This window comes from Serratia sp. CoH_134_PS_4, assembly GCF_058190535.1.
Genome location: NZ_JBXWKI010000001.1, coordinates 322,745 through 336,981 on the forward strand (window position 1 = coordinate 322,745; position 14,237 = coordinate 336,981).

The following is a 14,237-nucleotide window of genomic DNA, read 5'->3' on the forward strand; positions in this document are numbered from 1 at the left end:
GCGGCTTCGTGCCATTACTTGCGCAAGGCCATTTTTGCCACGCCAGCGCCCAACGCCATCAGCAACGCCGCCGCAAACAAAACGACGATGAATGCACGGTCGAAAGCCAGACGCGCAAGGTATTTAAGCTGTGTTGCTTGTTCGGTAGCCAGATTGGCCGCCAATCTTAGGGCTTCATCAATACTGTCGTAGGCGATGCTGCCCACCGATAAATTATCCGGCAGCACCAGGCTATGGCTATAAACAGCTGACATTAATCCACCGAGCAGCGTAATGCCCAGAACGCCGCCCAGCTCGTAGGAGACGTCCTCGATTGATGCTGCCATACCGGACTTCTCTTCCGGGGCATTCAGCATGATGGCGGTTGATGCAGCAGTGATGGCGCCGCCGATACCAAAACCGGCGATAAACAGGCAAACCAACTGCAGCATTAGGTTGCTTTGATAAAGCAGGGCCAGACCGGCGATACCGAATCCCGTCAGGAGTAATCCGCCAAGTATCATGCTGCGCTCACCGTAGCGCGGTAGCAATAAACCGGCCAGCGGGCCAGCCAAAGCGGATGCCAGTGGGATCGGCAGAATAAACAGCGCGGCCTGTAATGGGCTCAAATCAAGCACTAACTGTAGGCGTTGGGTTAGCACCAATTCCACGCCCACTAGCGCTACCATAGACACCAACGCGACGCCTACACCACCAGCAAACAGCCGGTTCTTGAACAAAGAGAAGTCGATCATCGGGTAGGGCAACCGTCGCTGGCGGCGAACAAACAACCACAGCGCCGTAATACCGATCGCGGCGGCAAGCGCCAATGCAGTAAAGGATGGCGACGCTTTGCTCAACTCTTTCAGCGCATAGATACAGCCCACCAAGCCCGCCATGATCTGTACCGACCCAAGAATATCGTAGGGACGCTCAGTTTCACCGCCGCAATGGGGTATCAACCGCCATGCCAGAGGCAGAACCAGCATAACGACAGGTACGTTGATCAAAAACACCGAGCCCCACCAGAAATACTCCAGCAACACGCCGCCAACCACTGGGCCGATGGCGGCACCACCGGAAGCGACGGCGGCCCAAATACCTATCGCCAAGGCGCGTTCACGTTCGTCGGTAAAAACATGTCGGACGATGGACAGCGTCGCTGGCATCATCATCGCTGCGCCTACCGCCAGGAACACGCGGGCGGCAATAAGCCATTCGGCCGATGGAGAAAAGGCCGCACATAGGGAGGCGATGGCAAAAACAGGCAACCCCGCAATAAACAGCCGTTTATGACCAACGCGATCGCTCAACATACCTGCGCCGGGCAATAAACCGGCGACCACGAGCGGATAGGCATTTACGATCCACAATTTCTGTGACGCGCTGGCATCCAGTGCCTGCGTGAGCCGTGGCAAGGCGGTGTATAACACCGTCATGTCGATGATGATCAAAAATAGCGCGCTGGAGATCATTGCCAGGATCAACCAGCGGTTGTTAACGTGCATAATATTATTCCAAAAGAAGCGGGCGACGCGGATGCGTTGCCATTAGGTAACTACCCGGAGGCTCTGGGTGGTATACTGGTCGTAATATATATCCATACGTATGTATTGAAAAGAGGGTTTATCAATGGGACGTCAACGCAGCATCGATCGTGACAAGGTTTTGGATGTGGCTGAAGCGATTGTCGCTACTCAAGGCGCAGCCGGGCTGACCATTGATTCCGTTGCTAAAGCAATGGGAATTTCCAAGGGTGGGGTGCAGTACTGCTTTGGCAGCAAAGATGCGTTGATCGACGCAATGTTTGATCGCTGGGGCAAGGCGTATGACAACGTATTCGATGCTATTGCCGGGGAAAATCCCTCAGCGACAACCACTGTTCAAGCGCATATGCAGGCAACCCGGAGCTCTGATCAAGCTTCCAGCGCGAAGGCGGCAGGGCTGATGGCGACCTTGATCCAAACGCCGGAACATTTAGACAGCACCCGTGAATGGTATCGCAGCAGGATTATCGGTCTGGATTTAACGACCGAAGAGGGTAAGCGTGCCCGGTTGGCTTTCCTGGCAACCGAAGGGGCATTTATGTTGAGATTCTTTGGCCTGATGGACATTGACCAGTCAGAATGGGAAAGCATGTTTGCGGATATGCAGTCAGTGGTATTACAACAGGATAAAAAATAGTTGGGGTTTTGGGGAGTTAACGATTAACGCGGTATGATTTGCCCACCGCGTTAATAATATGATGTTCAGCTATACCGGTATTATTTGTAGGCTACGGCATTGATGGTTTCGAAGGTGGTTTTCCCTTCACGGCCAATAATGACGTAGTACTTGCCGCCTTTTTCATCAACCGCTTTAGACAATCTTGCGTGGTCGATACCCACAGTGTCGTCACCGTCTTGTGAGATGGTAACCGGTCCAATTTCAGTGTGTTTCGCCGCTTCTTCTTTGGTGATTTCGATAGCTGCCATGGAAGAGAAAGAGGCGAATGTCAGTGCTGCCAAGAGATATTTAGTTGCTTTCATCACTGTTCCTTTTGGAAGGTAGAAAGAATCGATAAATTTTGCTCTGACTACGGCTCAAGTGTAGGACAACACGAGGAATATTCCATTCGGCCCAAAAAAGAGGTGGATTTGCCTATCACATCGATAGATGGCGAACCGCGTGGTGAAGAGAGTAACGTTAGCGAACAAGATATTCCCTCGAAGAACCCTTTAGCCAGCCACTCCGTGCTGGCTTTTTTTTGTCCGCAATACAGCGGGAAGGTGATAATGCCTAACCCGCTCAGTGCGACTAAACTAGAATACTTGCTTAAAGGGTTTTACCGTTACGTCAGCATATACGCCCGCGGCGACGTAGGGATCTTGCTTAGCCCACGCTTGTGCATCTGCCAATGAGGCGAATTCCGCAATCACGGTGGAACCGCTGAAACCGGCACTGCCAGGATCGTTGCTGTCGATCGCCGGATTGGGGCCGGCAATCACCAATCGGCCTTCATCACGCAGTGCCTGCAGGCGAGCCAGGTGTGCCGGGCGTACCGACAAGCGATTTTCTAATGAGTTGGGTACGTCTTGCGCGTAGATCAGATAAAGCATATTTCACCTTTAAAATCATTGCTATAGAACGGTGAATTTAAAGTAGCGCAAAAGGGGAGACAAGGGAATGCCAGCCCGATGGAATTTGCCTATGGCTGGAGCTTATACCTTGAAGCAACTCGCTTTTATTCGTATAGTGCGGCCGCACGATTTACTAGGACAAGGGTTGAGAGGTGAGGAAATGACGGAACTGGTTAGAGATAAACTCGACTTGCCTGAGGGCAAAAGCAAGTTGCTGTTGCATTCTTGCTGTGCGCCTTGTTCCGGAGAGGTGATGGAAGCCATACAGGCCTCCGGCATCGACTACGCCATTTTCTTCTACAACCCGAATATTCATCCTCAGAAGGAATACCTGCTGCGCAAGGACGAGAACATCCGTTTTGCCGAGCAACATGGTGTGCCTATCATCGATGCCGATTACGACACCGATAACTGGTTTGCCCGTGCAAAAGGCATGGAGCACGAACCGGAACGCGGGATCCGTTGCACCATGTGTTTCGACATGCGTTTTGAACGCACTGCACTCTATGCACATGAAAACGGGTACGACACTATTTCCAGTTCGCTGGGAATCTCTCGCTGGAAGAACATGCAGCAAATCACCGACTGTGGCATACGCGCGGCGGAAAAGTACCCAGACCTGGCGTATTGGGATTACAACTGGCGTAAAAAAGGCGGTGCGTCGCGGATGATCGACATCAGCAAGCGCGAGCGTTTTTATCAGCAAGAGTACTGCGGCTGTGTCTATTCATTACGCGATACCAACTTGCACCGTAAAGCGCAGGGAAGACCTCTGATCAAGTTGGGTGTGCTGTATTACGGTGATGAAGAATAGCGCTACATTGGTGAAAGATAACCCGCTAAGGCGGGTTTTTTCGTTTTAATCACCGTAAATCAGGTTAATAAAGCGTGTAAAACCCTCAGTTAAAAGGCAAATGAAAGGTTAATATCCCCATGAGTTTGCAGGTTTTAGCGATGATTAATGACGATTAGAGCGATAGTTTGCCATTCGTTATTGAATATGATTGCTATTTGCATTTAAACTTGGCGAACCAGAGGAAACAGAATCATTATGCCGCTAAAAAAGATGTTCCTTAATCGCCGTTTGTCCGTGCCGATTGTCCTGTCAGTTGGCTTACATAGCGCCCTGGTGGCGGGTTTACTTTATGCTTCCGTCAAGGAAGTGATGGAGTTACCGAAACCTGAAGAGGCGCCAATCAGCGTCATGATGGTCAATACCGCCGCGATGGCGGAGCCGCCACCGCCTGCGCCAGCCGAACCTGAGCCAGAACCGCAGGTTGAGCCTGAACCCGAGCCGGAACCGGAGCCTATTCCAGAGCCGCCACCGAAGGCGATCCTGAAGCCTGAGCCGGTGAAACCCAAACCGAAGCCAAAACCGAAGCCAAAGGTAGAGAAAACGGTTAAGCGTGAACCGCAGAAAACCGAGCCGCGTGAGCCATCGCCGTTTGAAAATAACGAGCCAGCCAAGCCTATCGACAAAGCGCCGGTGAAGCAGGCCCCGTCGGCACCAGTGCAGGGGAACTCACGTGATGTAGGGCCAAGGCCGATCAGCCGCGCCGATCCGATTTATCCGCCACGAGCCAGAGCCTTGCAGATTGAAGGTAATGTGCGGGTGCAGTTTGATATCGACAGTGATGGCCGTGTGAGCAACGTACGTATCCTGTCTGCGGAACCACGTAATATGTTTGAGCGTGAAGTAAAACAGGCGCTGCGTAAGTGGCGTTATGAAGCCAAAGAAGCGAAAGATCGTACCGTAAACATTCGCTTTAAAATTAATGGCACCACGGAATTGAACTGACAGGCTGGTATTGTTAATCAAGATGAAGGGTCGCTACGGCGGCCCTTTTTGTTGGCCCCTGACCGACAACACACGGCGACTGTACTGTCGCTACAATGCAAAACGCCCGATGAAGTTCATCGGGCGTTATAAGGCTGGAAAGTGTTAACCAAAATCAGGGCTAGCCACTGTATCTCAGCTTATTCTTCAAATCCTACGCGGAAGTTCATCTTGCCATCTGGCAGGGCACGTGAATTACCTTCGTCATCCACGGCCACATAGGTAAATACCGCTTCGGTTGCACGGTAGCGCTGACCGATTGGGGCAGAGGACACTTTCTTGACCCACACTTCGATATTGATGGTGATGGAGCTCCGCCCAGTGCGAATGCAGTGCGCGTAGCAACACACCACGTCACCGACTGCGACTGGTTTCAGAAAAGTCATCCCATCGACACGCACGGTGACGACGCGGCCTTCGGCAATTTCTTTCGCCTGAATAGCGCCGCCGATGTCCATCTGCGACATCAGCCAGCCGCCAAAAATGTCACCGTTGGCGTTGGTATCTGCCGGCATCGCCAGCGTTCGCAGCACCATTTCGCCACTGGGTAAAGGTCGTTGTTGAGTCATAGCTGTCTGCTTATCAAGGAAGGGATTTCACTATACTGCCCGTAGCCAAGACCACGGGCATTAACAATTTTGTAACTATTTTTTCTGTTCTTCTGGCATGTGTCGGTAAATATAAACGCCGCTGAGGAGGGTAAATATCAGCGTCAGCGCGGTCAACCCGAACACTTTAAAGTTAACCCATACACTCTGAGGCAGCCAGAAAGCAACGTAAATATTTGCCAGACCGCAAGCCAGGAAGAATACGGCCCATGCCAGGTTGAGGTTGTTCCAGACTCTATCGGGAAGTGTTATCTCTTTACCCAACATACGTTGCACCAGCGGCTTTTTGAGCACCAGCTGGCTGATCAGCAACGCCAGCGCGAACAGGCTGTAGATGATGGTTACTTTCCATTTGATAAACAAATCGTTATGGAACACCAACGTCAGGGTGCCAAACACCAATACCATCAGGAAGGTGATCAATGTCATCTTCTCGATTTTGCGGTATTTGAACCAGGTGAACACTAACGCCAGTGCCGTGGCGACAATCAGCGCACCTGACGCAACGTAGATATCGTAGAGCTTATAAAATGCAAAAAAGACAATTAACGGGAGGAAATCAAGAAACTGCTTCATAAATCAATCCATCATCTGTTCATCGGCCGACTATACCGGATTTGGCGGTCTCTGTGTACCGCTGGAAAGTGCTGATTATCGGCGTTTAGCCACGGGATTTCCGCCGTGAAAGCAGGAATTTGCATAAACTTACGATTGAGGTCGCGAGTTCACGGTGGGCAGATTGCCAATGCGGCATTGGCGTCGCATGATACGCGCAATAATAGCCGGATAATTTATAACGGAAAACAGTTTATGCAGTGGAAATCTCTCCAGGCGCTAACGCCTGGTTTGACGCATTTATTAGGGTATCAACGCAGTTGGCTTAAACCGGACATACGCGCCGGACTATCCGTTGCGGCTGTGGCCTTGCCGGTGGCGATTGCCTATGCCGAATTGGCAGGTGTTAGCCCAGTCGTCGGGCTTTACTCATGTATTTTACCGATGGTTGCCTATGCATTTTTCGGATCTTCACGTCAGCTTATTGTCGGGCCAGACGCTGCGACGTGTGCGGTGATTGCCGCTGTCGTGACCCCGTTGGCGGCTGGCAACATGGAACGACACTGGCAATTGACCATTATGATGACGGCGATGATGGGCGCCTGGTGCCTATTGGCCAGCCGCTTCAAGTTGGGTGCGTTAGCCGATTTGCTCTCACGGCCGATACTGAGTGGGTTGTTGAACGGCGTGGCGATTACCATCATGGTCGATCAAATCGGCAAAGTGTTCGGTTTTGGTGTGCACTCGGCGCAATTGATTGAACGTATCTATGCGCTGCCGGGCAATCTGATGCACAGCGACTGGCTAACGATGTCGGTATCGTTGTTGACGTTGGTTACGCTGATCGGGTTCAAGAAATGGCGCCCTAACTGGCCAGCGCCGTTATTCGCTATCGTTCTGGTCACCTTTGTGACCTGGGCTGGTGGATTGCAACAACATGGCGTGGTGACGGTAGGGGGATTCAGTGATGTGTTGCCTATCGTACAGTGGCCAGATTTCCAACCAGGTTTACTGCGTGACATGGTCATTCCGGCGCTTAACCTCGCGGTGGTGAGCTTTGTCAGTATGATGCTGACCGCCCGTAGTTTTGCAGCCAAGAACGGTTACGAGGTTAACGCCGACGCGGAGTTCCGTGCGCTCGGGTTGGTGAATATTGTTTCTGCGCTGTCTCAAGGGTTCGCCATCAGCGGGGCGGATTCGCGTACTGCGGTCAATGATGCTAACGGTGGTAAAAGTCAGTTGGTATCAATCATTGCAGCCGCTGTGATTGCCTTCGTGTTGCTGTTTCTGATGGCGCCGTTGCAGTTTATTCCTGTGGCGGGTTTGGGTGTGGTACTGATGTATGCTGCTTGGTCTCTGCTGGATATCCGCGGTATCTGGGTCATGCGTCGCCGTAACGCCCAGGCATTCAGGTTGGCGATGTTTACCTTCCTCTGCGTACTGCTGGTCGGGGTGATAAGTGGCATTGGGTTGGCGGTATTACTGGGTTTGATGCAGTTTCTGCGCACGGTATTCCGTCCGACCGAACAGCTCCTGGGTGTTAATGATGAAGGTATGATCCACTCAATGGGTAACAATAACGGCATAAAGGCGGTGCCCGGGGTGATGATGTACCGCTTCAATTCGCCGCTGACTTACTTCAACGTGGCCTATTTCAAACGGCGGATCCTTAACCTGGTGGACAGCACGCCGTTTCAGCCGCGTTGGGTCGTTGTGGATGCTGTCGCCAGTTTTACCCATGCGGATATCAGTGTATTGGCCGCGATCGACGAATTGAAACGCGATCTGTTACAGCGTAACGTTAAGTTGGTGCTGGCGGGGCGGCGAACAGAATTGACGCGTTGGTTCCGTATCAATCGCCTGGGGCGCGATCGGGAATTAATCCTGGTGCCGGATTTGTACCTGGCCCTGAAGTTGATTCAGAGTAAGGAGCAGGCAGAGCCTTCTACGGCCCAGTAAGCAAAAAAGGCACGCCGAAGCGTGCCTTTTAGGTCCTGCCGAAAGGTTAGCTGCGCAGCAGCATATACAGACGGAACAGGTAAATCAGCAGCAGTGCGGAAACCAGGTTGCTCAGCGCAGTCAGTACCACGCTCGCGACGTTTGGCGTCAGCACCGAAAGGTGGCTCACCAAAAACAGCACCAGCAGTTTTGCCGCCAGCCAGAGCATCATGGCTGGAACAATTACGCGCGCATTGGCAAACGCCAACTTGCAACTCAGCTTAATCGAGGCAAAGACGCCTTTCTTGTCGGTAGCGGTAATGACCGGCGCTAACGAGAAGGCGATTGCCATGATCACGCCAGGCACGACAAATAGCGTCAGGCCCAGTTGAGTCAACAACGTACAGATAAATAGCAGCAGCAACAGTCGCGGTAGCTCCGGTGCAGAAGCACCAATAGCGCGCAATGCGCTGATACGCTGCCCCTGGGAAACCAGGCGAATCAGCGTCAACATCCCACCCACCAGCAACACATTACCCACTAATGCAGAAAACGTGGCGGCGGCTGAGACCTTCAATAACACCATTTGTTGCTCTGGCGTCATTTGTTGAATGATTTCCTGGATCCCCATACCGGCAGATGCAGCAAAGTCACCTTCCGTTGCGCTCAGAATTTTCAGCTGTTCAACGTCAGGGCTGAAAGCCTGATTGAGCAACACAGAAATGAACGCAGTCAACAGCGCCAGCATCAAGATGCTGGTCAGTTGGTTACGGAAAAAATTGAAACTGTCACGGTACAACGTGTTGGCCGTGATAGGCATGCAGACTCCTTGGCATCGAGAAACAGAGATAAATCAAAATCAGTGGGCGATTGTACCCTGTTCCACGTCGCTGTGGCACCCCGCGAATTGCACTACGGTTATTTCTTCGTCGATCGCGACGCTCGGCAAAGACAGCGGCAGGGGAACGGGCAATGGCGGCAGGCCATAACGTTCACGGGCGCGATCGCATGCTTCGTTACGTAGGCCGTTTTCGCCTGATTGGTCGAATTCGCGACAGGGGCTGGGACGATTAAGGTAAATCGAGCAAGAAACGGCTTTGCCGATTTCGCCGTCGAGTGCGGTACAACGTGGGGACTTGCTGTTGGTCCCCTGCATACAGCGCAAGAAGGGGGTTAACGGCTCAGTAAGGGATATAGGAACCACGCCGCCGCCATCTTCCGCTTCGGCCCAATAGAATGATACTCGAAAATAGCCGCAGCACGCGCCGCAACTGACACAGGGATTTAGAATTTCGCTCATCTTGATTGCTCGCCGACTCCTTACGGCACCAACCAAAACCAACACGGAAGATGAAATTACGCAGCGGCGTTTTTTTTAGCAACTGAAATTTAAACATGTGGATAATTTGCAACAAAAGGCGTTTTTTGATTCAGATCAATCCTTGATTTATTAGTCCTTTAGGTAACCTTGTTTTTAGTAGGAATTAAAACTTTTACACATAAGATGTGATCTCGATGGGATCATAAATACCCGTAAGTAGGTATATTCCCCCTGGATGATAACCACACAAATGGAATGGATAATGAAAAAGACAACTCTGGTGGTATTGGCGGCGATGATGGCGCCGATGTTGGCAAGTGCACATCAGGCAGGTGATTTTCTTTTCCGCGCTGGCGCTGCAACGGTGCGGCCAAATGCCGGATCGGACGACGTATTGGGGCAGGGCTCATTCAGCGCCGATAACAACACCCAACTTGGCCTGACCTTCGGCTATATGGTTACCGACAATATTGGTGTCGAATTGTTGGCAGCAACGCCGTTTCGTCACAAGGTCGGGCTGAATGGTGCGGCAGTGAACGGAGATATCGCGACGGTACGTGATCTCCCCCCGAGCTTGATGGCACAGTACTATTTTGGCGACAAGCAAGACAAACTGCGTCCCTATCTTGGACTGGGTGTTAACTACACCACTTTCTTTGATGAAAAATTCAATGACAACGGTAAAGGTGCTGGGCTGAGCAACCTGAGTCTCAAAGATTCTTGGGGCGTGGCTGCGCAAGCGGGCCTGGATTACAACCTGGATGAACACTGGATGCTGAACATGTCAGTGTGGTGGATGAACATCGAGACCAAAACCCGCTTTGACGATGCGGACGGTAATCACCACAGCATTGATACGCGTTTGGATCCGTGGGTGTTTATGTTCGGGGCAGGTTATCGCTTCTGACAGGTGTGAAACAGGGAGGCGCATGTTGCGCCTCCGTTTTTTTTATCGCTACTTGATTTGCATAACGTTATCAACGGATTTCACACCCGCAACACCACGCGTGACCTGCACAGCGCGGTTGGCATCGGCGCTTGAGCTAACAAAGCCACTCAGTTGTACACGACCTTTAAAGGTCTCAACGCTGATTTCGGTAGACTTGATGGTTTTATCCGCCAGCAGTGCTGACTTCACCTTGGTAGTCACTACCGTATCGTCAATATAACCGCCAGTCCCTTCAGATTTCGCTGTTGGCGCGCAGGCACTCACTGCGAATGCCACAACGGCTGCCATGCATAAGGCTGAAAGGGTTTTAAATAGCTTCATAAATTACTCTCCATGCAATGTTATTGTTGAAACTACATTCGGGTTTTCACCTGAAAACGTAACGCACTCCTAAAAATACTGAAATGCCCGACGCGCAAGGTTAAGTGTGAGACAATAATTGGGTTTGTACAAATTGTTGGTGTAAAAAAAAGCACAAGTTTGATAGGAAACAAGATGTTAACAACGGGCGCGATCCACTGTACCCGTTGTTAATGGGATTAAGCCCGTGTTGCTGCTTTCATTTCACTGACAAAGGTTGCCAGTCGTTTCAGCATTTCTGCCGGTTGGTCCTGGTGCTGTTCGATAATCTTAACGATTGCCGAGCCGGAAATTGCGCCAGCAGCCCCGGCTTGCAGCGCATCGCGTACCTGCGTCGGTTCAGAAATACCAAAGCCCTGCAGGGGCGGCGCGGCATGATACTCGCGCAGCTTGTTTACCAGGTGATGAAGTGGCAACTGTGCGCGGCTTTCGGTTCCGGTGACGCCTGCACGCGACAGCAAGTAGGTGTAACCTCTACCGTGTGAGGCAATTTCACGCAGCAAGTCGTCGTCTGCATTTGGCGGACAGATAAAGATAGGCGCAATGCCATGGCGGGTGGCCGCAGCGCGGAAAGGGGCAGACTCTTCATAAGGCACATCGGCAATCAGCACCGAATCAACGCCTACCTCGGCACAGCGCTGGTAAAACGTATCGATACCTTTATGGAATACCAGATTGGCGTACATCAACAGACCAATAGGGATCGTTGGGTGTTTCTGACGAATAGCGGCCAACATTTCAAAACATTGGGTTGGCGTCACGCCAGAAGCAAAAGCGCGAAGTGCTGCACTTTGAATGGTTGGGCCGTCAGCCAGCGGGTCCGAAAACGGAATACCCAGCTCTAACGCGTCTGCACCGGCCTCAACCAGAGTATCAATGATCTGTAATGACAGCGCCGGGTTTGGATCACCGAGCGTCACGAACGGGACGAAAGCGCCTTCCTTATGACTTGCCAGGCGGTCGAACAGTTGCTGGTAACGTTCCATCAGATTTCTCCCCGAGCTTTCAGAATGTCGTGAACGGTAAATATGTCTTTGTCGCCACGTCCGGACAGGTTAACCACCAGTATCTGTTCTTTTTGCGGCGTTTCACGGATCATTTTCAGTGCATGCGCCAACGCGTGGGAGGACTCCAGAGCCGGAATGATACCTTCACTGCGCGAAAGCGCTTTGAATGCATCCAGGGCTTCGTCATCGGTAATCGACACGTACTCCGCACGACCAATACTGTTCAAATAAGCGTGCTGTGGCCCGACTGAAGGGAAGTCCAACCCGGCAGAAATGGAGTACGATTCCTCGATCTGGCCTTCGGAGGTCTGCATCATCGGCGCTTTCATGCCAAAATAGATACCGACATGACCGTGTTTCAATGGTGCACCGTGTTGACCGGTTTCGATCCCCAGACCGGCAGGCTCTACGCCGATAAGGCCCACGCTGGCATCATCGATAAAATCCGCAAACATACCGATAGCGTTGGAACCACCACCAACACACGCCAAGACGGCATCCGGCAGGCGGCCTTCGCGTTCCAGCATCTGTGCTTTGGTTTCTTCACCGATCATGCGCTGGAATTCACGTACAATGGTTGGGTACGGGTGTGGGCCTGCAGCGGTTCCCAACATATAGTGGGCGGTTTCGTAACTGCCAGACCAGTCGCGCAACGCTTCATTACAGGCGTCTTTCAGTGTGGAAGATCCACTGTGAACCGGGATTACCTCTGCGCCCATCAAACGCATGCGGAATACGTTGGGTGACTGACGTTCAATATCTTTGGCACCCATATAGATGCGACACTTCAGGCCGAGCAGGGCACACGCCAATGCCGAGGCCACGCCATGTTGGCCTGCACCGGTCTCGGCAATGATCTCTGTTTTGCCCATGCGTTTCGCGAGCAGTGCCTGACCCAACACCTGGTTGGTTTTGTGAGCGCCACCGTGCAGCAGATCTTCACGTTTCAAGTACAGCTTGGTTTTAGTTCCTGCGGTGAGATTCTTGCAAAGTGTTAATGCCGTAGGGCGGCCTGCGTAGTTTTTCAGCAAGTCGATAAATTCAGCCTGAAATTCCGGATCGCGCTGTGCGCTTACAAAGGCTTCTTCAAGTTGTTTTAAGGCCGGCATCAGAATCTGTGGCACATATTGGCCACCAAATTCGCCGAAGTAGGGGTTAAGCAGCGTCATTATAGTTCCCGTTATTATCCGTTAATAATGTTCAGTAAGCGCGCAACGTCTGGAAAACCGCCGTCAGACGGGCAGGATCCTTAATACCGGGTTGGCTCTCAACGCCGGAATTAAAGTCCAAACCGGCACAGCCGAGTTTGGCTGCGTCAACGCAATTGTCGGCACCCAGACCCCCTGCAAGCATGACGTTATCCAGGTTTTCACCCTGCAGCACCGACCAGTCGAAACGCTGGCCAGTCCCACCCGCACCGTTATCCAGCAGATAGCGATCGACGTGCTTCAAATCGCGCTTCGGTAAATGGTCTTTCACGCTCAGTGCTTTCCAGATTTGGCAGTCGTTCGGCAACTCGGCACGCAGGGCGGTGATATAGTTTTGATCCTCCGCCCCATGCAGTTGCACGGCTCTCAAGCCCAGACGTTCAACGGTTTGTACTACAGTCTCTACCTGCGCATCGCAGAACACGCCGACATACTTCAGCGGTGCACCGGAAATAACCTCACGGGCACGGTTGATATCGACATAGCGTGGTGAGCGCCCGACAAAAATCAGCCCGCCGTAGACGGCCCCAGCCTGGTAGGCAGCGGCGGCATCCTGGGCGCGGGTCAACCCGCAGACTTTATTGTCCCCTAAAATCACCCGGCGCACGGCGGCACGCAGATCGCTTTCAGACATCAACGCGCTGCCGATCAAGAAACCGTTGGCAAAGTGGCTTAGCTCGCGGATCTGGCCGTAATTGTTGATGCCGGACTCGCTGATCACCGTCACACCCTGTGGGACGCGTGGCGCAAGCTGGCGAGTACGATCCAGATCGATACTCAGGTCACGGAGATCGCGGTTGTTGATACCTACCACGCGCGCTTCCAGAGCAATGGCCCGCTGCAGTTCTTCTTCGCTGATCACTTCCGTCAGTACGCCCATGTTTAAGCTGTGTGCGACAGCGGCGAGCTGACGGTATTGGTCGTCGTTAAGCACTGAAAGCATTAGCAAAATAGCGTCGGCTTGATAGAAACGCGCCAGGTAGATCTGATACGGGTCGATAATAAAATCTTTGCACAATACGGGCTGTGTGACCGTCTTGCTGACTAGCGGCAGAAAATCGAAGCTACCCTGGAAGTATTTTTCATCGGTCAGAACTGAAATCGCCGAGGCGAAATCCTTGTAGACCGAAGCAATCTCGACAGGATCAAAATTTTCGCGAATCAGGCCCTTTGAAGGGGATGCCTTTTTACATTCAAGAATAAACGCCGTTCTGGTTCCCTGTAGCGCATGGTAAAAATCACGCTCGCTTGGGACGATTTCATTTTGAAAGCTGGCCAGTGGCTGTTGTTGCTGTCGTGCTGCGACCCATTGCGCTTTATCACGAACAATCTTGTTGAGCACGGTTTCCTGCATCA

Annotated in this window: 16 protein-coding genes; 5 read left to right on the top strand and 11 right to left on the bottom strand. The window is 52.1% G+C overall.

The features are described from left to right. Positions 1 to 14: 14 nt before the first annotated feature. On the bottom strand, positions 15 to 1,487 hold the full coding sequence (locus AC2FCQ_RS01560) for an MFS transporter (protein ID WP_490307414.1): 1,473 nt from the start codon (positions 1,485 to 1,487) through the stop codon (positions 15 to 17). Between the two features lie 124 nt (positions 1,488 to 1,611). Here AC2FCQ_RS01560 and AC2FCQ_RS01565 point away from each other — a divergent pair, with 124 nt between their 5' ends. Further along, positions 1,612 to 2,163 (top strand): TetR/AcrR family transcriptional regulator, encoded by a 552-nt coding sequence (locus AC2FCQ_RS01565; protein WP_209633862.1) that lies wholly within the window; start codon positions 1,612 to 1,614, stop codon positions 2,161 to 2,163. 80 nt (positions 2,164 to 2,243) lie between these two features. Here the strand turns inward: AC2FCQ_RS01565 and AC2FCQ_RS01570 are convergent, their stop codons facing one another. Both AC2FCQ_RS01570 and AC2FCQ_RS01575 read right to left on the bottom strand, forming a co-directional pair. Beyond that, a complete protein-coding gene (locus AC2FCQ_RS01570) occupies positions 2,244 to 2,507 on the bottom strand; it encodes a DUF1471 domain-containing protein (RefSeq protein ID WP_490307415.1) in 264 nt (87 codons plus the stop codon). 273 nt (positions 2,508 to 2,780) lie between these two features. Continuing rightward, positions 2,781 to 3,077, bottom strand: coding sequence for a YciI family protein (locus AC2FCQ_RS01575; protein WP_209633858.1), 297 nt, complete (start codon positions 3,075 to 3,077; stop codon positions 2,781 to 2,783). 181 nt (positions 3,078 to 3,258) lie between these two features. Here AC2FCQ_RS01575 and AC2FCQ_RS01580 point away from each other — a divergent pair, with 181 nt between their 5' ends. Then, complete coding sequence (locus AC2FCQ_RS01580; protein ID WP_209633856.1) at positions 3,259 to 3,912, top strand: epoxyqueuosine reductase QueH; 654 nt, start codon at positions 3,259 to 3,261, stop codon at positions 3,910 to 3,912. A 237-nt stretch (positions 3,913 to 4,149) separates the two neighbouring features. Then, entirely contained in the window at positions 4,150 to 4,896 is a 747-nt protein-coding gene (gene tonB, locus AC2FCQ_RS01585) for a TonB system transport protein TonB (protein ID WP_209633854.1), read from the top strand. Between the two features lie 179 nt (positions 4,897 to 5,075). Here the strand turns inward: tonB and yciA are convergent, their stop codons facing one another. Beyond that, positions 5,076 to 5,504, bottom strand: a complete 429-nt coding sequence (gene yciA, locus AC2FCQ_RS01590) for an acyl-CoA thioester hydrolase YciA (RefSeq protein WP_012145405.1) — start codon at positions 5,502 to 5,504, stop codon at positions 5,076 to 5,078. Between the two features lie 75 nt (positions 5,505 to 5,579). Further along, positions 5,580 to 6,119, bottom strand: a complete 540-nt coding sequence (locus AC2FCQ_RS01595; protein WP_037415874.1) for a septation protein A — start codon at positions 6,117 to 6,119, stop codon at positions 5,580 to 5,582. A gap of 234 nt (positions 6,120 to 6,353) precedes the next feature. Here AC2FCQ_RS01595 and AC2FCQ_RS01600 point away from each other — a divergent pair, with 234 nt between their 5' ends. Then, positions 6,354 to 8,057 (top strand): SulP family inorganic anion transporter, encoded by a 1,704-nt coding sequence (locus AC2FCQ_RS01600; RefSeq protein ID WP_265553528.1) that lies wholly within the window; start codon positions 6,354 to 6,356, stop codon positions 8,055 to 8,057. Positions 8,058 to 8,103: 46 nt separating this feature from the next. Here the strand turns inward: AC2FCQ_RS01600 and AC2FCQ_RS01605 are convergent, their stop codons facing one another. After that, positions 8,104 to 8,856, bottom strand: coding sequence for a YciC family protein (locus AC2FCQ_RS01605; protein WP_265553526.1), 753 nt, complete (start codon positions 8,854 to 8,856; stop codon positions 8,104 to 8,106). A 39-nt stretch (positions 8,857 to 8,895) separates the two neighbouring features. Then, positions 8,896 to 9,336 carry a YkgJ family cysteine cluster protein gene (locus AC2FCQ_RS01610; protein ID WP_490307416.1) on the bottom strand — a complete coding sequence of 147 codons (441 nt, stop codon included), beginning with the start codon at positions 9,334 to 9,336 and terminating at the stop codon, positions 8,896 to 8,898. 283 nt (positions 9,337 to 9,619) lie between these two features. Between AC2FCQ_RS01610 and ompW the strand changes: the two genes are divergently transcribed. Further along, complete coding sequence (gene ompW / locus AC2FCQ_RS01615; protein ID WP_265553521.1) at positions 9,620 to 10,264, top strand: outer membrane protein OmpW; 645 nt, start codon at positions 9,620 to 9,622, stop codon at positions 10,262 to 10,264. Between the two features lie 48 nt (positions 10,265 to 10,312). Here ompW and AC2FCQ_RS01620 read toward each other — a convergent pair whose 3' ends face one another. The 4 genes from AC2FCQ_RS01620 to trpCF all read right to left on the bottom strand — a co-directional run bounded on the left by AC2FCQ_RS01620 (position 10,313) and on the right by trpCF (position 14,235). Further along, entirely contained in the window at positions 10,313 to 10,627 is a 315-nt protein-coding gene (locus AC2FCQ_RS01620; RefSeq protein WP_209633845.1) for a BON domain-containing protein, read from the bottom strand. Positions 10,628 to 10,845: 218 nt separating this feature from the next. Next, positions 10,846 to 11,652: a tryptophan synthase subunit alpha gene (trpA, locus tag AC2FCQ_RS01625; protein WP_209633843.1), complete on the bottom strand. Its 807-nt coding sequence runs from the start codon at positions 11,650 to 11,652 to the stop codon at positions 10,846 to 10,848. Further along, entirely contained in the window at positions 11,652 to 12,842 is a 1,191-nt protein-coding gene (gene trpB / locus AC2FCQ_RS01630) for a tryptophan synthase subunit beta (RefSeq protein ID WP_006321162.1), read from the bottom strand. Before trpB ends, trpA begins: the two co-directional genes overlap by 1 nt. Before the next feature lie 31 nt (positions 12,843 to 12,873). Then, on the bottom strand, positions 12,874 to 14,235 hold the full coding sequence (gene trpCF / locus AC2FCQ_RS01635) for a bifunctional indole-3-glycerol-phosphate synthase TrpC/phosphoribosylanthranilate isomerase TrpF (protein ID WP_209634225.1): 1,362 nt from the start codon (positions 14,233 to 14,235) through the stop codon (positions 12,874 to 12,876). Positions 14,236 to 14,237: the final 2 nt, after the last annotated feature.